The 21,381-nt window shown below is 37.1% G+C and carries 11 protein-coding genes and 1 pseudogene; 11 read left to right on the top strand and 1 reads right to left on the bottom strand.

Annotation, left to right across the window (positions count from 1 at the left end):
• Window positions 1-789 precede the first annotated feature (789 nt).
• From F6K54_RS07870 to F6K54_RS07820, 11 genes are all read left to right on the top strand, one after another.
• Window positions 790-5,502 (top strand): glutamate synthase-related protein, encoded by a 4,713-nt coding sequence (locus F6K54_RS07870; RefSeq protein ID WP_293076238.1) that lies wholly within the window; start codon window positions 790-792, stop codon window positions 5,500-5,502.
• Window positions 5,503-5,551: 49 nt separating this feature from the next.
• A complete protein-coding gene (locus F6K54_RS07865) occupies window positions 5,552-5,674 on the top strand; it encodes a hypothetical protein (RefSeq protein WP_293076236.1) in 123 nt (40 codons plus the stop codon).
• A 309-nt stretch (window positions 5,675-5,983) separates the two neighbouring features.
• On the top strand, window positions 5,984-6,406 hold the full coding sequence (locus tag F6K54_RS07860) for a M48 family metallopeptidase (protein ID WP_293076234.1): 423 nt from the start codon (window positions 5,984-5,986) through the stop codon (window positions 6,404-6,406).
• A 55-nt stretch (window positions 6,407-6,461) separates the two neighbouring features.
• The gene (locus F6K54_RS07855; protein WP_293076232.1) at window positions 6,462-10,739 is read left to right on the top strand and encodes an FkbM family methyltransferase; all 4,278 of its coding nucleotides are present in this window, start codon (window positions 6,462-6,464) and stop codon (window positions 10,737-10,739) included.
• A gap of 44 nt (window positions 10,740-10,783) precedes the next feature.
• Complete coding sequence (locus tag F6K54_RS07850; protein WP_293076230.1) at window positions 10,784-12,457, top strand: methyltransferase, TIGR04325 family; 1,674 nt, start codon at window positions 10,784-10,786, stop codon at window positions 12,455-12,457.
• A 40-nt stretch (window positions 12,458-12,497) separates the two neighbouring features.
• The gene (locus tag F6K54_RS07845; RefSeq protein ID WP_293076228.1) at window positions 12,498-13,334 is read left to right on the top strand and encodes a tetratricopeptide repeat protein; all 837 of its coding nucleotides are present in this window, start codon (window positions 12,498-12,500) and stop codon (window positions 13,332-13,334) included.
• A 64-nt stretch (window positions 13,335-13,398) separates the two neighbouring features.
• Complete coding sequence (locus F6K54_RS07840) at window positions 13,399-13,605, top strand: hypothetical protein (protein ID WP_293076226.1); 207 nt, start codon at window positions 13,399-13,401, stop codon at window positions 13,603-13,605.
• Window positions 13,602-14,588: an NAD-dependent epimerase/dehydratase family protein gene (locus F6K54_RS07835; RefSeq protein WP_293076224.1), complete on the top strand. Its 987-nt coding sequence runs from the start codon at window positions 13,602-13,604 to the stop codon at window positions 14,586-14,588. The genes F6K54_RS07840 and F6K54_RS07835 overlap by 4 nt, the downstream gene beginning before the upstream one ends.
• Window positions 14,589-14,591: 3 nt before the next feature.
• Window positions 14,592-15,752 carry a DegT/DnrJ/EryC1/StrS aminotransferase family protein gene (locus F6K54_RS07830; RefSeq protein WP_293076222.1) on the top strand — a complete coding sequence of 387 codons (1,161 nt, stop codon included), beginning with the start codon at window positions 14,592-14,594 and terminating at the stop codon, window positions 15,750-15,752.
• Window positions 15,752-17,470 (top strand): hypothetical protein, encoded by a 1,719-nt coding sequence (locus F6K54_RS07825; protein WP_293076220.1) that lies wholly within the window; start codon window positions 15,752-15,754, stop codon window positions 17,468-17,470. The genes F6K54_RS07830 and F6K54_RS07825 overlap by 1 nt, the downstream gene beginning before the upstream one ends.
• Before the next feature lie 76 nt (window positions 17,471-17,546).
• Window positions 17,547-20,534, top strand: a complete 2,988-nt coding sequence (locus F6K54_RS07820; RefSeq protein WP_293076218.1) for a methyltransferase type 11 — start codon at window positions 17,547-17,549, stop codon at window positions 20,532-20,534.
• Window positions 20,535-20,547: 13 nt separating this feature from the next.
• Here F6K54_RS07820 and F6K54_RS07815 read toward each other — a convergent pair.
• Window positions 20,548-21,381, bottom strand: a pseudogene (locus tag F6K54_RS07815) (O-linked N-acetylglucosamine transferase, SPINDLY family protein); the annotation flags it as partial.

Here is a 21,381-nt window from a genome sequence, read left to right as displayed (position 1 = left end):
GCTTTCTAGAATTTATAGATATTTTCAAGCTTTATACTATTGATGTATACTATACAATATGGTATCATAAGCAATTAGCTCCTGAAAGATTATACTATGCTGTGGGTATGCAGAAGGCAAAAATACTATAAAGTTATGTATGGCCTAGTTTTAGAAGTATGTCCATAAGTTAATAAAAATATTGTTATCTAAAAGATAAATATAATTTAAGAGTGCAAAAGTTAAAAAATATATAAGCCTACTCGATCTAATAAACACTTGACTATAATAAGTAAAACAATTGTCACTAAATGATGAGCTATAAGCGACAAGCATGAAAGCAAAATTAAAGCTCATACTCATATTAGATTGAAACATCATTGGGAAAGATCGCACTATAAATTTAACTTGATCGACAAACAATAAATTAGCGTGAACTGTGTATTTCATCATACATCAGTTAGGTGTAACTCAGAGTATTTTTTGTGTCGTAAATTATATTCAAGTAATAATTAAGATAGTTGATAAAATAGCAAAAACAGCGGTTTTGTAGGTTGTCGTAGCCGATAATAATATTATAGCTTGCTATTTTTGTTAAATATTATATCTTTAAAATAAAGAAAATGAGGAAAGCACGAAATACTATACCAAGTATTATATTAACCTTCAAACAATATTAAATTTTCACTCAATTGTGCGGCTTGTTTTGTAGTGTATTTATCCCAAGCAAGTAGCAATAGGATGAGATGAACAGTTATATCAAGGGTGAAACCCTCACTAAAAGTCTACAATAATGTGAGTAAATTAAAAATGAATCAAATCAGTAACGATTCCCAACATAAACAAATCTCTGCGCCCATAAATCTAAAAGTAAACAAAGAAACTTATAACGGCCAAAGATGGCTAGTAGAAGAACGAGACGCTTGTGGGGTAGGTTTCATTGCTCATCCATCAGGAAAAAAGAGTCATGAAATTATTATGAAAGCTTTACCTGGCCTAACCTGCTTAGAACATCGTGGTGGTTGTAGTGCTGACCAAGACTCAGGAGATGGAGCTGGTTTAATGAGTCAAGTTCCGTGGAAATTACTGTCTGAAAATTTGGAATTAGATTTAGATCCCGAACGCTGTGGGGTCGCAATGATATTTTTACCTCAAACAGAAGAGAAAGCAGCACAAGCACGCCAAATAATTGAAAAAATAATTACCAAAGAAGGTTTAAAAATAGTTTGTTGGCGAGTTGTACCAGTCAGACCAGAAGTATTAGGACCACAAGCACGGGCAAATCAACCACAGATCGAACAACTAATAGTAACTTCAGAAACATTGCAAGGAGATGATTTAGATCGATCGCTCTACTTAATACGGCGTAATATTGGTTGTGCTTTAGAAGTAGAAGGTTTTATTTGGGGAATAGATACTTATATTTGTTCTTTCTCCAGTCGCACTATTGTATACAAAGGAATGGTGCGCTCTGCTGTTCTGGGAGAATTTTACACAGACCTGCAAAACCCTGCCTACGAGAGCGCCTTTGCAGTTTACCACCGACGCTTCAGCACAAATACAATGCCTCGATGGCCTCTGGCTCAACCTATGCGTTTGCTTGGTCACAATGGAGAAATTAACACTCTGTTGGGAAATATTAACTGGATGAAAGCTCGGGAGTCTAGTCTAAGTTCATCGACTTGGGGAGCGCGATTAAATGAGTTAACACCCTTTGTAGATGCTGACAGTAGTGATTCGGCAAATCTAGACAACGTGATGGAATTAATTGTACGTTCCGGGCGTTCCCCGATGGAAACATTAATGATCATGGTGCCGGAAGCATACAGGAATCAGCCGGATCTAGTAGAACATCCAGAAATTGTTGATTTTTATGAATATTACAGTGGTTTGCAGGAAGCTTGGGATGGTCCAGCATTATTGGTATTTAGTGATGGTAAACAGGTAGGAGCAGCTCTAGACAGAAATGGTTTGCGACCAGCGCGTTATTGCATTACAAATAACGACCTAATAATTGTGGCATCTGAGGCAGGAGTTGTAGAAATACCGGAGGCAGAAATAGTCGAAAAAGGTCGCCTCGGACCGGGACAAATGATTGCTGTAGATTTAGTTACTAATGAAGTTCTGAAAAATTGGGAGATTAAAAAACGTATTAGTAAACAGCTTCCTTTAGGAGAATGGTTACAACAAAGAAAGCAGATAACAAAGCAACCTTTTGTTACTAATACTAAGTTTGATTCGCAAACTTTGCTGAGGTCACAAACAGCTTTTGGCTATAGTTTAGAAGACCTAGAAATGGTAATTTCTGATATGGCAAATCTAGGGAAAGAGCCAACATTTTGTATGGGAGATGACATTCCTCTGGCAGTGCTTTCTCTACGCCCTCATTTGCTGTATGACTATTTCAAGCAAAGATTTGCTCAAGTGACAAATCCTCCTATAGATCCTCTCCGGGAAGGTATGGTAATGTCACTAAATATGCTGCTAGGTAAGCGGGGTAACTTATTAGAAATTAGCCCAGAAAATGCACGGTTATTAAAGATAGAATCACCACTATTAAATGAAGCAGAATTAAGAGAAGTTTATGAGTCAGAATTTGCTACAGAAACTTTATCTACTGTATTTGCTATAGCTAATGGACCAGAAGGATTACAAATAGCAGTAAATAATTTGTGTGAACAAGCAGCAACAGCAGTTAAAAATGGTCAGGAAATTATTATTTTATCTGACAAAATGGAGGGAGGAATTAGTTCTGAGTTGGCTTATATTCCTCCTTTAGTAGCTGTGGGTGCAGTTCACCATCATTTGATAAAAGAACAGTTACGAATGAAGGCATCTTTGGTGGTAGAAACAGCTCAATGTTGGAGTACCCATCATTTTGCTTGTTTGATTGGTTATGGAGCTAGTGCAATTCATCCTTATTTAGCATTAGAATCTGTACGTTCTTGGTGGTCGAGCTCAACAGTTCAAAAACAAATGGAACGGGGTAAGATTGCAAAAATTACTATCGAAGAAGCTCAAAAAAATTATCGCAAAGCAATAGAAGCGGGACTGTTAAAAATTCTCTCTAAAATGGGAATTTCTTTGTTGTCTTCTTATCAGGGGGCACAAATTTTTGAGGCGATCGGTATTGGTGGAGATTTGTTGGAACTTGCTTTCCGAGGAACTACTTCTCGGGTAGGTGGTTTAACAGTAACAGAGTTAGCACAAGAGACGATCGCTTTCCATAGTCGGGCGTTCCCAGAATTGAATATTAAGAAGTTGGAGAATTATGGGTTTGTGCAATATCGCCCCACTGGGGAATATCACATGAATAGTCCGGAAATGTCGAAAGCACTCCATAAAGCGGTTGCTACTTTTAATAACAGTGGCAGTGGCAGTGGCACAGGCATCTTGCCTGTGAAAAATGACAATGGTAAACAGCAAGAAACATCCGGGTACGACCACTATGAAGTTTATCGAAAATATTTGCAAGGGCGACCTATAACTGCTTTACGGGATTTGTTGGATTTTAATAGCGATCGCTCTCCCATCTCTGTAGAAGAAGTGGAACCCACAGCAGAAATAATGAAACGTTTCTGTACTGGTGGAATGTCTCTGGGATCACTTTCACGGGAAGCTCATGAGACTTTGGCGATCGCCATGAATCGTATTAATGGTAAGTCTAACTCTGGTGAAGGAGGAGAAGACTCCACAAGATTTAAAGTGTTGGATGATGTAAATGCTGAAGGTTTATCCACTCTGTTCCCCCATCTCAAAGGATTGCGAAATGGTGACACAGCTTCCTCTGCTATCAAACAAGTAGCTTCTGGTCGGTTTGGTGTCACCCCAGAATATCTGATGAATGCCAAACAAATTGAAATCAAAATAGCTCAGGGAGCAAAACCAGGGGAGGGCGGTCAGTTACCTGGTAAAAAGGTGAGTGCTTATATTGCTACATTACGTCGCTCTAAACCTGGGGTGTCATTAATTTCACCACCTCCTCACCACGATATTTACTCCATTGAGGATTTGGCGCAATTGATTTTTGACCTCCACCAAATTAATCCTAATGCTGGTGTGTCGGTGAAGTTGGTAGCAGAAATTGGTATTGGTACGATCGCTGCTGGTGTAGCTAAGGCAAATGCTGATGTGATTCAAATTTCTGGTCACGATGGCGGTACAGGTGCTTCCCCTTTAAGTTCAATTAAACACGCAGGTACTCCTTGGGAGTTGGGTTTGAGTGAAGTGCATCGAGTATTGATGACTAATCAGTTGCGCGATCGGGTAACTCTCAGGGTTGATGGCGGTCTGAAGACTGGTTGGGATGTACTCATGGGGGCTTTAATGGGAGCAGAAGAATTTGGTTTTGGGTCTATTGCTATGATTGCAGAAGGTTGTGTTATGGCCAGGATTTGTCATCTGAACACTTGCCCAGTTGGTGTAGCAACTCAGCAGGAAAAATTGCGTAAGAAATTTACAGGCGTGCCAGAAAACGTAGTCAATTTCTTCTGGTTTATTGCTGAGGAAGTACGGACTATTTTGGCAAAATTAGGTTATCGCTCTCTGAGTGAAGTGATGGGTCGTGCTGACTTGCTGAAAGTACGGGAAAATGTACAGTTAACAAAAACAGCAGCTTTAAATTTAGATTGTTTGCTCAAGTTGCCAGATACTCGCAGTGACCGGGGTTGGTTGAACCATGAAACTGTTCACAGCAATGGCTCTGTTTTAGATGATGTGCTGCTGGATGACCGAGAAATTCAAGGTGCTATTTGCAACCAGGGAACTGTGACTAAGACAATAAAATTAGTCAATACTGACCGTACTGTGGGAGCAAGATTGGCAGGAGCGATCGCGGATCGTTATGGTAATACTGGTTTTGAAGGGCAGATTAATCTGATGTTTAATGGTAGTGCTGGTCAGAGTTTTGGCGCTTTTAATTTGCCAGGAATGACTTTAACATTACGAGGTGAAGCGAATGATTATGTTGGTAAGGGAATGCACGGTGGAGAGATTATTATTAAGCCACCTGCCAAAACTGGTTACGATCCGGCAACAAATGTAATTATTGGCAATACTTGTTTGTATGGTGCTACTGGTGGAATTTTGTTTGCTAATGGTCAAGCAGGGGAACGTTTTGCTGTCAGGAACTCTATGGGCAAGGCAGTTATTGAGGGTGCTGGCGACCATGCTTGTGAATATATGACTGGTGGTGTGATTGTTTGTTTGGGTAAGACAGGTCGGAATGTCGGCGCTGGTATGACTGGGGGAATTGCTTATTTCTTGGATGAGGATGGTGATTTTCCAGCCAGGGTGAATAATGAAATTGTTTCTATTCAGCGTGTTTGTACGCCAGAAGGTGAGGCGCAGTTGCAGGATTTGATTTCATTGCACGTCGATCGGACTGGAAGTGAGAAGGCGAAGATTATTTTGGCGAGTTGGTCTGAGTATTTGCCGAAGTTTTATCAAGTTGTGCCTCCTTCTGAAGCGGGTACACCACAAGCAAGTGTTGATGCTGAGGAGAAGGTTGCTGTTAAGGTTTAGGATATTCAAGTTCAAATTGAAGGTTGAGTATTGAATAATTGTAGGGGCGATGAATAGCGATCGCCTCTTTTTTGATCGAGGCAAAGCACAAAATATGGAATATTCCAAAGAGATACCAGAAAATTTGAGAAATTTTTGGGGAAAACTACAACCGAATAATTGGACAAAATAGAAAGAGCGATCGCTATTCATTTTACTAAATAATTGTAAATATTAAAAATAATAATGAGTGAGTTTGGCCAGAAAAGAAACTCTTATTTGAGGAATTTTCTGGGACAAGGGACAAAATAGTAGGGAGCGATAATACTCCGCATCACTTATATAGCACTACGGATTTAGGTTAGGACATTTATAAATTCTCAAACTTAGTCAGATATTACTTTTGACTTTTGACTTTTGAATTGCGCGTAGCGCTATACGATCGCTTTTTGGCTAAAATTGGGAAAACTGGAGAAAGTAGAAATTGGGAGTAAAATAAGCAATGCAAAGTACAGAGAAACAGTATATGGAAGCTCGGCAGCAACGAAGTAAGAGATTGAAAAAGATAATGTCCCTAGTTGGGATTGTATCTTTTGGTGGTACGGCCTTGTTTGGGATGGCGAATATGTTTAAAACTGCTTTTCAAGAGTCTCGACAAGTAGAGACAGTGGAAGTTGTGTCGGTAGAGGAGAGGTTGCAGAAACTGGCGCAAGGATATGAGAAAGTATTGGAACGGGAACCTGAGAATGTGAATGCTTTGGAGGGTTTGGTTAAAGTACGGTTGGAGATGGGGGATAAAGAAGGGGCGATCAAGCCTTTGGAGAAATTGGTGGGGTTGTATCCTGAGAGGGAGGATTATAAAGTGGTATTGGAGCAGGTGAGGTTGGAGGTTGGAGGGAAAGAGGAAGATGGAGGCGATCGCTAAAGCTCTCCTTTTGAATATAACAACAGCAAATGTTTATATCTATATTTATATCTAAATGAATGATTTGTCAGTAGAGATTTTTCCGTTTCACGAGAAAAAAGAACAAATGTTGGTCCAGACAACTGTCAAACAGGGAATGACAGTTTTTGATATAGGTGCTAATATCGGTCACTATTCTATTTTATTTAGTCAGCTTGTGGGTCAATCTGGAAAAGTATATTCGTTCGAGCCTACTTCCAGCACGTTTAAAAAGTTATTGAAGCGACTAAAAGAGCATCAGTGCAGTAATGTTTTCCCATTTCAAAAAGCAATATTTTCAGAAAATAAGCTATTAGAGTTTAATGAATTTCCTGATGAATATTCATCATGGAATAGTATTGGTAGGCCGCAAATGAACGATCCAAATTCTCCTGCCAATTATGTTCCTATTGTAAATACGGAAATAGTTGAAGCAGTGAGGTTGGATACTTTTTGTGAAGCCAACAATATCAAAAATATAGATTATTTAAAAATAGATGTTGAAGGAGCAGAAAGCTATGTACTGGAAGGAGCTATTTCTCTTTTAAAAAGAAAAGCTATTTCATTTCTTCAGTTTGAAATATCTCAAAAAATGCTAGAAGGCTTAAACTGCCAAGCTAAAGATACCTTTAATATCTTAATTGAAAATGGTTATGAATGTCATAGGATAAATAGTGATGGTTCTTTTGGGAAATTAGTAAATGATTCAAATTCTTTTTATGAAAATTATATTGCTTTTCCATCAAAAACTTTTAGTCAAAGGGAAAGTATAGAAATGTTTTGGGACGATATTAAACTGGTCAATGAGCCTAACTTGAAATTGAACAGTTCTACATTGGTAAAAAAAATTCTTTTTGTAGGAGATACTGTTCCTAAGTCTCCTTTTAGTTTTGGAGAATTATTGAAAGGATTATGCAAACAGCATGAGGTTGGGGTTTTTAATTTAGAAGGTACGTTTTCCGAGGTTCAAAAGCCTTTATTTAAAGCAGGGCCTCATTTGCTTTTAAACCCACAGTTTTTTACACCATTAGCGGAATGTTTTAATGTAGCTATTTTGGCTAATAATCATAGCATGGATTTTGGCCTTGAGGGCTTGCAAAAAACTAGGGAAATATGTCAAAGTCACCAAGTAGCTACAGTTGGTGCTGGTATGAATTTGCAGGAAGCTTTCGCACCATTGGATATTGGTAATTGTCGAATTATTGCTGTAGCTGAAAATGAATTTGGGGCAGCACAAGCAAACAAAGGTGGAATTGCTACGGTAGATAGAGCTTTAGAAATTTATCATTATATCAAAGAGGGAAAAGAAAGTGGAAAGTTTGTCGTGGTGGTAGGGCATGGGGGAACAGAAGTGATTCCCATACCACCGCCTTACTTGCGCGATCGCTACAAGTTATGGGTAGAATATGGGGCAGATTTGATTATTGGCAATCATCCCCATAGTGTTCAAGGACATGAAGTCCATAATGATAAATACATTTTTTACTCTCTAGGGAATTTTGCTTTTATAGATGATTCATTTCAGGAGTATCCTAATACAAATTGGTCTATTGCAGTTAGTGTGGATATAGAAACAGAAAATCTAGAAGTAATTCCTTTAACTTTCGATGAAAATAATTGCATAGATGTTAGCAAAAATTCAGAATTTGAAGAAGAATATCAACGATTGTGCAGATTGATTCAATCGTCTGATTATGAAACAATATATGAAAATATTGCTACTGAGTTATATCCTCTTTGGTATCCCAGATTGGGAATAGCAAATAAACAGGATGCAGCTCTTCTTTTGCATTATTTGCGTTGCGATGCACACATAAATATTGTTGAAAAAGCATTATCTAGAATAATAGGGGAATTAGAAATTAATAACCCAGATTCATATTTGTTTAAAGAGAGTAACAAAGAAACTCAGAAGATAGATCTAGGGCGTGAAGATGAAAATTGGTTTACTCATGGAAAATCATTTGAGCAACTATTAAGCAATTATGTAGGAGAACCTAACCTACTTTTCTTAGAACTCGGTTCTTGGAAAGGTCGAAGTGCTTTATGGTTAGTAGAAAATATTTTAACAGGGGTAAACTCCAAATTAATTTGCGTTGATGTTTGGGATGTAAATGAATGGGAAAAAGAAGCAGAAGAAACTATTTCTTTATTCAAAAATCCCCAGAGGATGGAAGAACTAAAAGTAGACAGGTTGTATGAAACTTTTTTACAAAATACAGAACATTTTAGGGAAAAGATTATTCCCAGAAGGCAAACTACAATTGAAGCTCTTCAAGAATTATGCAATCAAAATGTTAAATTTGACTTTATATACATTGATGCAAATCATACAGCAAAAGCAGTCTATCAAGATTTTAGCTTTGCTTATCAATGCCTAAAACCTGGTGGGATAGTTTTTTTTGATGATACTAACTGGAAATCTGTAGAAATAGCTTTAAAGAGAATAGTAAGAGATTTTAAGATAGAGATTGTAAATGCTGATGCTAATGGTGCTTACTTTATCTATTCTCAAGATTTAGATAAAAACAAGCAAAATAATTCAAAGACTACTATGATAGTCTCTGAATTGAATCATTCAGTTACAGAAAATGAAAAGAAAGTATTTGAAACTGATTGGCTTGCCTCTCGTCCAGTTTTTTATAATGAAAAAAATGGAAAAGTTAGCTATAATATTAATGATGTAATAGATTTTACTAATTTTGAATTTCATCCAGAAGGACTAAACAACTATCTTGATTTTGGTTATTCTGTTCTAGAACAAACACCTATCAAAGATGTTAAGTTTTTGAGACACTCATCACGACTAACTGTTGACAATGATGGTTGTATTGAAATTGAACATTTAGAGGATGTTGTAGATAAATGGATAGGCAAAACTTCTCACGAAGATGATGTTTTACATCTATTACATACAGCCATTCGTAATTGGGAGAGATCAGTAGAAGGAGAAATTATTATTCCCACCAGTGGTGGTTATGATTCTAGGATATTAAATTATTTCATAGAAGATAAGTCTAGGATTAGAGCTTTTAGTTACGGTATTGAAGCAGTATATGCTAAAAAGTTATCTGAAATTTTAAATATAAAATGGGAAAAAGTTGATTTAGGAAATCAGCATTTATATTTTGATGAGTGGGATAAAATATTTGGCATTTCTACTCACGCTCATGGAATGTATCATATTGAGTTTTATAATAAACTACTATCGCAAGTAGTAGGAGAAAACCCATTGGCGAGCGGAATCGTTGGAGATGCTTGGGCTGGAAATATAGGATTAAAAAACATATCCTCTCCAGAAGAGTTGTATAATATGGGCTTAACTCATAGAGTATGTGTAGATTCTAGTCATTCTTGTTTCATTTCATCATCTGACATTCGTGAAAAGTTTTGGTTAGAAAATTCAGACAAATTGCAACATGAGTTTTATCAGATCATCTTTTTAATTAGGTTTAAAATGATTTTGGTTTCATATCTAATGACAGTACCAAGTCACTTTGGTTTTAAACCTTGGTCTCCTTTTCTCGAACCTGAAATTGCTTTATCAATGCTAACACTTCCCTCTTCACGTCGTCAGAATAGAATTTGGCAAAGAGAGTTCTTTTTTAAAAATGGTTTAGATTTAGAGTTAACCAATCTTAAAGTTAGTATTGAAGATGATATTGATTATCAAGCAATGTGCGGAATACCAGTTCAACCCTTAGATGATGAACTATTAGGGGAAGTTATAAAATCTCAATATGTTCAATCTGTAAATCATTATGTTGGTCAAAATAACCTACTAGCTTATTATGCTTATGTAACACTAAAACCAATAGAAAATATTCTTAAAAAAAGAATGGAACTTGTTGCTAACCTTAAAGACAATACTTCAGGTATAAGTAATGCCCAGCAGATATCGCCCAATGAAAAATTGCTTTTTAATCTACGAAAAATTAATTTAATCCTGTTTCCAGATTGGAATAAATCGGAATCAGATATTGCTCCAGAACTGTCGCAAGTCATTCAGAGAATATTAACGCATCCCGACAAAAATCAGATAGCGTTGCTAATAGATACCAGCAATATATCTGAAGAAAATGCAGACTTAATTTTATCCGGTGTGGTTATAAATTTGCTTATGGAAGAAGATTTAGATGTAAATGAAGGACCAGAAATTTCTCTAATTGGAGGGCTAAGTGAAAGACAATGGTCAAATTTATTGGCTGATGTCAAGTATAAAATTTATCTCGAAAATGAAAATCAAGAGCAAGCTAATATGAGGGGTTCAAAACTACCTGTATTAAAAATTAATGAGGAGGAAGTCAAAGTTTAGGTTCTATACTGCGAAGTGTTTATAAAAATTAAAAAGCAAAAAATATGTTTTGGGATGATATTAAACTGGTAACAGAACAGGTACAGAAGTACGGACTTAGAGAGCCTTTTTTCGATTTAGGAGGACTTGCAAAACCCACAGTTGCTGATTACAACTTAACTATCAAAACGGGCGATCAGTATGGAAGATACGTTGGACTAGCACAAAGACCGTTCGACCATATTGATAAAAATTATGTAATTTTGAATCCTGAAAATGGCGATCCGGGAATTGAAGAGTTGCCTACAAAATACACAAATCAATTGGGGACGGCTGTTTGTCTGAATGTCATTGAACATATCGAAAATCCATTAGAGGTTTTTCAGGCATTCTATCAAATAATGAAGCCCAATAGCCTATTAATTATTTCCACGGTTTTTCTGTTCCCTTATCATCCATCTCCCCGCGACTATTGGCGCTATTCCCCTGAGTGTTTGAAATATTTAAGCAAACAGGCGGGCTTTACAATTTTAGAATGCGACTGGAGGTTATATATTCCAGCTAGTGCAGGTATTTTAGAGATTAAAACTCAAGAACCGCAAGAAATTAGGTCTGTTTTTGTGACTCTAACAAAAGGAGAATTTACAGCAACACCAGGGGTAATTTATCCTTTACCAAAACGTCAATCTCGGAATGAAACCGCTAATAAGCTAATTGAACTTGAATCTATAGAAATTGAATTATCTAGTTTACTTAAAGAAGCTTCAAAATCTCAAGATAGCGGCTCGGGAATTAATGACTTGAAAAAAGCTCGTCAGCAAATAGCAGATTTAATTTTGGGTTTGCCTACAAACCACTTGGAAACTTTTTACCAAGCAGAAGTGGGTAAAATACATCAGAAGTTACTTGGAAGTGGTGTCAAAGATGCGCCACTAGATGAAATAGAAAAAGATTTCGCCCGAGAAGCGATCGATAAATATGCTAGTTCGGATTTAATTCCAGAGTGGGAATATGTTAGCGAAGGTTGGTCAAAACAAGATGCTCTAATTAAAGGCTGGAATGTTGAAGCTATCCTGGATGTTAGGAAAGCACAATGGTCTAGTTTAGTTGAATCAATTCAAAATACTAAACCTTTAGCTAACGATTACGGACAGCATAATACAAAAATGGCTTATGGTTATGTTTTAACCAAGACTGCAAGAACAAAAGACCGGATTTCTTTGCTCGACTGGGGTGGTGGCTTAGGGGAGTATTATCTCATCAGTAAATCCCTGTTGCCAGATGTAGAAATTGACTACCATTGTAAGGAAGTACCAGTTTTATGCGAAGCTGGTAGAGAACTGCTACCAGAGGCAAATTTTTATGAGAATGACGAAGATTGCTTTAAAAAAAATTACGATTTAGTTGTGGCAAGTTCGTCGTTGCAATACTCAGAAAATTGGCGAGAAGTGGCAAAAAAATTAGCTGCTGCTACTGATTCTTATTTGTATATAACTCGGTTGCCAATAGTTCATCAGGCAGAATCTTTTGTAGTGTTGCAAAGAGCGTATAAATATGGCTATGGTACTGAATATTTGGGTTGGTTTCTCAACCGAAAAGAGCTTTTGAATTATATGGGTAGTTTGGGGATGGAGTTGGTCAGAGAATTTTTAGTTGCAGAGAGGTTTCCAGTATCAGGATCACCCGAAACTGCAGAAGGGAGAGGATTTTTGTTTCGCCCAGAGAAGGGACAGGGGTAACGATGCTATTTTTATTTGACTGAACTGGGTAAGGTAAAAAATGATAGACACAGAAAGTTTGGCACAGGAATATTTTAATCTGGCAAATTATTTTTATGAGCAAAATATGATGGAAAAGGCCATAGAATGCTATGAAAAAGTCATCAAATTAAAACCTCACTTGGGGCAAGCATACAATAACCTTGGCTTTATTCTAAGTAGCCAAGGAGACTTCGATAGAGCTCAAAAGAATTTGAAGAAAGCGATCGCTCTCCAACTAGATTCGGCCAGTGCTTATTGGAAGATGGCTCATGTTTTTAGCCATCAAGCTCTGTTTGATGAAGCTAAGGCTTATTGGCAAAAAGCGGTAGATTTAAAACCTGATATTTCAAAGACAAAAACAACTTGGGAATACCTTAGTAATGCTTGGCAAACTACTGACGATCGCAACAAAGGTTACGATACTCAAGATCGCATAGATCAACTACGAAAAAATTGGGATTCTTTTTTAGCAAAATACAAGGGAACTAAACCATTAGGTTCTCCAGGAGAAACATTTAGTCCCACAGCTCCAAATTATGCAGAAAAAAATATATTTATGACTTATGCCTATATTTTAGGTTTAGCTAGTCGCAAAAAAGAAAAACTATCTATTCTAGACTGGGGAGGTAGTTGTGGTGATTATTACCTCGTCAGTAAAGCTTTGTTTCCAGAAGTACAATTTGATTATCACATTAAGGAATTACCTCTAGTTTGTCAAGCAGGTCGAGAGTTCTTACCAGAGGTCAGTTGGTATGAAGACGAAAATAAGTGCTTTGAAGGAAATTACGATCTAGTGTTGGTCAGCGGTTCCTTACAATACTCTCAAAATTGGCAGTCAATCTTGCAGAAATTATAATGATGTCTGTAATTCATACCTTTATCTTACTAGAATTTATGTAGTTCGCCAAACAAACTCGTATGTGGTCATCCAAAGAATATCTGGAATTGATGCAGAATGTGTATGCTGGGTTCTTAATTCCAGTGAACTGCTAAACTACACTAAATCCTTGGGAATGAAATTGGTGCGAGAATTTTTAATAGATTGGATGATTTTTCCTCATAAAGCACCGGAACCATTTGAAGTAGCAGGTTTTTTATTCCGCCATGAAACAGGAAAGAAAAAATGATTGAGACTAATTTTAAAGATAGTAAAGTTTTAATTACTGGCGGACTTGGATTTATCGGCAGCAACCTCGCCCAGCGTTTAGTTAAACTAGGTGCAGAAGTATTGCTAGTGGATAGCTTAATTCCCGAATACGGTGGCAACTTATTTAACATTGCTGAGATTAAAGAACGAGTAAAGGTCAACATCTCCGACGTACGAGATGAGTACAGTATGCGTTATTTAGTCCAGGGGCAGAATTACTTGTTTAATTTAGCGGGGCAAACCAGTCATCTCGACTCGATGCACGACCCCTACACGGATTTAGAAATTAACTGCCGATCGCAACTATCCATCCTTGAAGCTTGTCGCAAATACAACCCCGATATAAAAGTAGTATTTGCCAGCACTCGCCAGATTTACGGCAAACCAGATTATCTCCCCGTAGATGAAAAGCACTTGGTGCGTCCGGTAGATGTCAACGGCATTAACAAAATGGCGGGGGAATGGTATCATATCCTCTATAACAACGTCTATGGGATTCATGCTTCTGCTCTGCGCTTAACTAATACCTACGGTCCAAGAATGCGAGTTAAAGATGCTCGTCAAACATTTTTGGGTATATGGATTAAGTTAGTAGTTGAAGGTAAACCTTTTGAAGTTTGGGGAGGCGAACAGCTTAGAGATTTTACTTATGTGGAGGATGCTATAGACGCTTTGTTACTGGCAGCAGTTAGTCCCGAAGCTAACGGTAAAGTATTTAATCTGGGTGGAGATGCCGTCATTAGTTTGAAGGAATTAGCGGAAGTGCTAATTAAGGCTAACGGGGGCGGAAAATTTAATATTCGTTCCTTTCCAGAAGAACGCAAGCGCATTGATATTGGAGATTACTATTCCGACTACAGTTTGATAAAGTCAGTATTGGGGTGGGAACCTAAAGTATCTTTACAAGAAGGGTTGACTGAGAGTATTGAATTTTATCGCCAACATCTGGAGCATTATTTGTAAATTATGGAACACCAAGAATCAATTCTACAAACAAATCCTAAAGTTGGTTATCTTGCCCATAAGGCAGAAATTGATGCTGCCGTTGCCAGAGTACTAGACAGTGGATGGTATATTTTGGGTAGCGAAGTCGAGGCATTCGAAAAAGAATTTGCTTCCTACATCGGCGTCAGTCATGCTGTTGGCGTTGCCAATGGTACTGATGCTTTAGAAATTGCTCTGCGTGCTTGCGGTATCGGCGCGGGAGATTTGGTTATTACGGTATCCCATACGGCGGTTGCCACTGTGGCAGCGATCGAGCTTGTGGGAGTGACGCCTGTGTTGGTGGATATCGATCCAATAACTTTCACGATGGATGTGAATTGTCTAGAGGAGACAGTGGTAGAGATTTTAAATTCTACTTCTCCACCAGGACGGTTAAAGGCAATTATTCCGGTTCATTTGTACGGGCATCCTGCGGATATGACAGCTATTATGGATATTGCCGATCGCTACCAGTTATATGTCATTGAAGATTGCGCTCAATCCCACGGTGCTACTATTGAGGGTCGCAAAACTGGCTGTTGGGGGCACTTGGCTGCATTTAGCTTCTACCCAACGAAGAATCTGGGGGCGTTAGGTGATGGTGGTGCCGTGACGACTAGCGATGAGGTTTTGGCAGAAAAAGTGTTGACCTTGCGTCAATATGGTTGGCGACAGCGATTTATTAGCGATGTACCAGGAATGAATACTCGTTTAGACCCGATGCAAGCTGCTATTTTGCGGGTAAAACTGCAATATCTTGATGGAGACAACCAGCAACGCCAACATATTGCAGAAAAATACGATGGTTTGCTTGCTAATATACCTTGGAAGTTGCCAAAACTGCAAGGAAATATAGACCATGTTTATCATCAATATGTGGTGCGGGGAGAAAATAGAGATGATATCAGAGGGTTTTTGAAAGAAAAGGCTATTGGTACTGCGATTCACTATCCTTCACCAGTTCACTTACAACCAGCTTATCGCGATCGCCTTCCCATAGGCAGTGGCGGACTGGAAACAACAGAAAAAATCGGCAAAGAAATATTTAGCTTGCCAATGTATCCCCAATTGGGCGATGATGGAGTTCGGCGAATTGGAGAAGCGATCGCTTTATGGTATCAACAAAAAGGAGGAGATAAATAATGCACTATTTTTGTACCTACTTCGACCATAATTATTTACCTCTGGGGTTGGCTCTTTATCGCTCGTTAAAGCAGCATTCCCCAGAATTTAAACTTTGGGTTTTATGCCTGAGTCAAACCTGCTATGATACTCTCAAACAGCTAGATTTGCCAGATATTAATCTGATTTCCCTGAGCGAATTTGAGCAAGGAGATGAAGCGCTGCTTGGGGCAAAACAAAACCGCAGGTTAATTGAATACTATTTTACCTGTAGTCCATCTTTACCTTTATTCGTTCTCAATAACTATCCAGAAGTAGATTTAATTACTTATCTGGATGCCGACTTGTTTTTCTTCTCAGATATAACCCCAATTTATGAGGAAATAGCCGATGACTCTATAGCTATCATAGAGCATCGTTTTTCTAGCGATCGCTTAGAATTAGTCAAATTCGGTATTTATAACGTCGGTTGGTTATCCTTCAGGCGCGATGAAAACGGGTTTGCTTGTTTACGTTGGTGGCGTGAAAAGTGCATCGAATGGTGTTACGATCGCCCGGAAAACGGAAAGTTTGCAGACCAAAAATATTTAGATGATTGGCCTAATCGTTTTTCGGGTGTAGTTGTTTTGCAACATAAGGGGGTTAATGTGGGACATTGGAACACTAATAACTATCTAATCTATGCTGATGGAAATCAAGTATGGGTTGATGAACAACCCTTGATATTTTTCCACTTTCATGCTTTCAAACATTATAAAAAAGATTTTGAGAAATTTTCTCTCAATCCTAACTTGCCAATGAAACGATTTAGTGACCAGATAATTTGGCGAAATATATATGGTTGTTATTTGAAAACTTTGAGAGAAGTTTCTGAGCAAGTATCACTTTTTTTACCAGAAGTGTCTCTACAAAGTAATATTCGAGGAAAAGCCATTCCAGCAAATTCAGAAAAACAAAACCAAGTTATTACTGCTCAACTTAAGAGTTCTAATACCGACAAAAATTTTGGCAATACTTTAGAGCAAAAAAAGAAGCTTGAAAAGGCAAAAGTTTATTATCAGAAAGCTATTGCACAAGAGCAAGAAAAGAAGCTTGAAAAAGCAATAGTTGATTATCAGAGAGCTTTGGCACTTCAGCCAGATTGGAGTGAAGTACGCAAACATGTTACCAATCTTTTACAAAAACTGGTTTCAACAAGGATACCATTACGAGTGATGCTTGGTTCGGTAAGTACTTACCAACCAGGTTGGCTAAGTACAGATATTTATACTCTTAACTTATTGAATCAAGAGGACTGGGAAAAATATTTTTCTAACTCACCAATAGATGCTATTCTGGCAGAACACCTTTGGGAACATCTAACTAGAGATGATGGCCTTCGAGCAGCTAAAATTTGCTACAAATACCTAAAGCCTGGTGGGTATTTGAGAGTAGCAGTTCCAGATGGATTCCACCCCAGCTACGAGTATATTAACATGGTGAAACCAGGAGGAACTGGCTTTGGAAGCGAAGAACACAAAATTCTTTATAATTATGCTTCTGTGAGAGAAGTCTTTGAAAAAGTTGGTTTTCGTGTAAATCTTCTGGAGTATTTTGATGAAAAAGGTAAATTTAATTTTACAAGTTGGAATGAAAATGAAGGAAAAATATATAGGTCTAAAAGGTTTGATGAAAGAAATAAAAACGGAAAGTTAAATTACACTTCAATCATACTAGATGCAATCAAAAATGACGATTAGCAATTAGGTATTGTAAGTTTTTAATTTCACGTTTTCTGTACCTAGCTATTTCATTACCATACGAAGAGATTTTCTTATGAGCGATCGCCAGTTAAATACCCCTGTCTGTCTAATTATCTTTAAACGACCGGATACGACTCAAAAAGTTTTTGAAGCACTTCGGCAAGTTAAACCTGCTAAATTATTAGTTATTGCTGATGGTCCACGTCCCGATAAACCGGGTGAATTAGAAAAGTGTCAAGCAACTCGCCAAATAATTGAAAAAGTAGACTGGGAATGTGAAGTATTAAAAAATTACTCAGATACTAACATGGGTTTGAAGCATCGGGTTGCTAGTGGCTTAGATTGGGTTTTTAATAATGTAGAAGAAGCTATAATTCTTGAAGATGACTGTCTTCCAGACCCAACATTTTTTCGATTTTCTGAAGAATTGTTAGATTACTATCGCTATAATCAACAGGTTATGGTAATAACTGGTACTAACTTCTTATTTGGCTGGAAACCAAACAATTATAGCTACTATTTTTCTCGCTATATTGACTGTTGGGGATGGGCAACTTGGAGACGTGCGTGGCAGTATTTTGACTTTGAAATGAAGCAATGGCCAGAACTTAGAGATAATAACTGGCTGTTGAAATTATTTAAAGAGCCTCAAGTAGCAGAACAATGGACGAGAACTTTTCAAGCTACTTATGATGGTCATATTAATTCATGGGCTTTTCGTTGGAAGTTTGCTTGCTGGCTACAAAATGGTTTAACAATTATTCCCGAAAAAAACTTAGTTTCTAATATTGGATTTAATGTTGATTCTACAAATACAATTAATGTAGATAGCTTATTAGCTAGTACGCCTGTAGAGGAAATTTCATTTCCTTTAAAGCACCCTAATACTGTCATTAGAGAAGAAAAAGTTGATGAGTTTATCCAAAAAACAGTCTTTACTAGAAATTTATCCTATCTTCGCCATCAAATAGCAAATTTATGGTTAAATATTACTTCAGAAGAACTGAACAGTGTAATTAAGCAAGATGCAATAAACAGGATATTGAATACTAGAGTTCGAGAAGAAAGTTTCACCGATACCGAAGAAAATTTTATCAAGGACCTAATTTTAAATATGTCTAGAGAATTTGATGAAAATCAAGCTATTCAGTATCTACTGGTAGCTATGTTGTATAAATACCCCCACCAATTTCCAGTACAATACGATCTATCAAAAATTCCTAATTGGCTACTAAATAACTATGTTAAATTTTTATTTGATGCCCCATCTTGTTTTCAGGAAATTGGGGAAGTAGATAATTACTATCACCATATTAATAAGGCAATTAATTGTCTTCATTCCTATATCTTCAGTTCTCCAGAATCAAAAAATGCTCAAGATATAGCAATTTCCTTTGCTGCTAATGCAAATTTATTTCTATATTTTTGTAAATATAATTTGAAAGATATCTATAAAAAGCGTGCTGAAATACTAGAATTTGCCTTAAAATTAAAAGGGTATAACATAGACTATGATTTTCCTAGTAGACTACCTGCTAGAAATAAAATTCGTTTCGGTATACTTGCAAATAATTTTGACCCTCATCCAGAAACATTTGCAACTTTGCCATTATATAAGTATTTGAATCGAGAAATATTTGAGATTATTCTTTATTCGCTACAAACAAGTGGTCATCGTTTAGAAAGATATTGCTCAGGTCATGCAGATGCAGTAGTTCAACTTCCAGAAAGTTTAGAAAACCAGGTAAAAACAATTCGTAATGATGACTTGGATATTCTTTTTATCTCTCCCAATGTAACTGCACAAACTAATGTAATTAGTTTACTAGCATTGCATCGTCTTGCCAGGTTACAAATGGTAGGAATGAACTCACCTGTAACTACCGGAATGCGTCATATAGATTACTATATATCTGGAAATATCACAGAATTAAAAAATAATTCGGAAAAAGATTATACAGAGAAATTATTAACTTTAGACGGCATAGATCAATGTTTTGATTTTGGTACTGAAGAGCAACTTTTAATCACCACAAAAATCAGTAGAGAAAATCTAGGTATTGCTGAGGATGCAGTAGTTTATATATCAGGAGCAAATTTTTATAAAATTATTCCAGAAGTTGAAGCTGTATGGGCAAAAATACTTGCTAATGTGCCCAACTCTACTCTAGTCCTATATCCGTTTAATCCTAACTGGGCTCCAACTTATCCAATAGAAACTTTTAAGAAACGCTTCTTTTCTAGATTAAGTAAGCATGGAATCAGTGAAAATAGATTAATCTTACTTACTCCTCTACCAAATCGTGCTGATATTAAAGAATGTTTGAAAGTAGCAAATATTTATCTAGATACTTACCCATTTTCTGGTATGAGTTCGCTAATAGATCCATTAGAGGTGGGTTTACCTATAGTTGTTATGGAAGGGGAGTATTCTCGCTCTCGAAGAGGAGCATCACTATTAAGATCGCTGCAAATACCTGAATTAATTGCAAACAATGAAGAAGCTTATGTTAACTTGGCAACTACTCTTGGAACTAAACAAGAGTTGCAGAAACAGTACCAAGAGCATATTAGACAGAAAATTCAGAATAATCCCCAATTCCTTGATAGTCGTATCTATTCGTATAAATTTGATATTTTATGCCAAAAAACATTTCAAAATTATCTAACAAATGAACTTAAAGCTAATCTGAACTTGAAAGATATTAACTTAATTATCTTCCCAGACTGGAGTCAATCAGAAGAATTACTGTACCAAGATTTTGCTAGGGTACTGAAGGCGATCGCTTCTCATCCAGATAAAACTAAAATGACTTTACTGATTGATAACAGTAATATTTCTGATGAAGATGCAGATATTGCTTTGTCTAGTATAGTTATGAATTTACTAATGGAAGAGGAGCTAGATGTTGAAGAGGGGCCTGAAATGTCCATTATTGGAGAGTTGAGTAAAATGCAATGGGAAGCTCTTAAACCACTACTCCAAGGTAGAGTTATATTGGACAATGAAAACAAAGAAAAGGTTAATCAAGTAAAAGTAGAAAATACTTATTCTTTCTAGGATTATCTTAATGTTAATCTCTAGAACCTTCAGTATAAATTTGCCACATTTGTTCATAAGCTTTCTCCATCTCACGAGTAAACTGTTTTGCATTCCACAGTGGAGCAGTTTGCTTTGATTTTCTGAGCTTCCAAGATATTTGTTGTCGCAATGCTTCGTCTTTTCCTAACCTAATCCCCCACTCCACATATTCTTTATCGCTCCAAGCAATACCTTCGGTGATGCCAGCATTCATCATCATGGTGTAGCTGTTGCGTGCTGCAAATTGTTCACCTACTTTTGTGACAATAGGAATACCCATCCACAAAGTTTCTAAAGTAGTTGTTGCTCCGTTGTAAGGATAAGTATCTAAGACAATATCTGCTATTTGCAGGTTGGCGCGGTGGGTTTCCTCTAGTTTGACTCTGGGGATAAATTTTATTCTTTCTCTGGCTACCCCTTCTTCTTCAGCTATGTCAAAAAAGAAGCGATTGAGAGAATCTTGTTCGCCAAAACTCTTAATTAAAAAGTAACTGTTAGGAATTTCCCTCAAAATTTGCATTTGTAATTTAGCTATTTGGGGATTATATTTAGCACCAGTTTGCGTACTAAAGTAAACCACGGCATCATCAGCAATTTCCAAATCAGCACGCATAATGCTTGGTGTACCAACTTCAAACCCATCTATAGCCAAATAAGTTTGTGGCAATCGTAGTATTTTTTCTTGATAATATTCCTGGGCATCTTCTGGCAAAACATAAGGATCGGCAATATAATAATCAATAGTTGGTACTCCTGAAGTATCCCAACCAAGCCAAGTAACTTGTACTGGTGCAGTTTTGAGTCCCATAATACTGCAAGTGCTAAA

Source organism: Okeania sp. SIO3B5, assembly GCF_010692555.1.
Taxonomy (GTDB): Bacteria; Cyanobacteriota; Cyanobacteriia; order Cyanobacteriales; family Microcoleaceae; genus Okeania.
Note: the sequence above shows the minus strand (reverse complement) of the source record. Positions and strands in the feature narration are given on the sequence as shown.

Coding starts and splice junctions, on each gene's coding strand:
- F6K54_RS07870 (WP_293076238.1), top strand. CDS start 790: ATGAATCAAATCAGTAACGATTCCCAACATAAACAAATCTCTGCGCCC.
- F6K54_RS07865 (WP_293076236.1), top strand. CDS start 5,552: ATGAATAGCGATCGCCTCTTTTTTGATCGAGGCAAAGCACAAAATATG.
- F6K54_RS07860 (WP_293076234.1), top strand. CDS start 5,984: ATGCAAAGTACAGAGAAACAGTATATGGAAGCTCGGCAGCAACGAAGT.
- F6K54_RS07855 (WP_293076232.1), top strand. CDS start 6,462: ATGAATGATTTGTCAGTAGAGATTTTTCCGTTTCACGAGAAAAAAGAA.
- F6K54_RS07850 (WP_293076230.1), top strand. CDS start 10,784: ATGTTTTGGGATGATATTAAACTGGTAACAGAACAGGTACAGAAGTAC.
- F6K54_RS07845 (WP_293076228.1), top strand. CDS start 12,498: ATGATAGACACAGAAAGTTTGGCACAGGAATATTTTAATCTGGCAAAT.
- F6K54_RS07835 (WP_293076224.1), top strand. CDS start 13,602: ATGATTGAGACTAATTTTAAAGATAGTAAAGTTTTAATTACTGGCGGA.
- F6K54_RS07830 (WP_293076222.1), top strand. CDS start 14,592: ATGGAACACCAAGAATCAATTCTACAAACAAATCCTAAAGTTGGTTAT.
- F6K54_RS07825 (WP_293076220.1), top strand. CDS start 15,752: ATGCACTATTTTTGTACCTACTTCGACCATAATTATTTACCTCTGGGG.
- F6K54_RS07820 (WP_293076218.1), top strand. CDS start 17,547: ATGAGCGATCGCCAGTTAAATACCCCTGTCTGTCTAATTATCTTTAAA.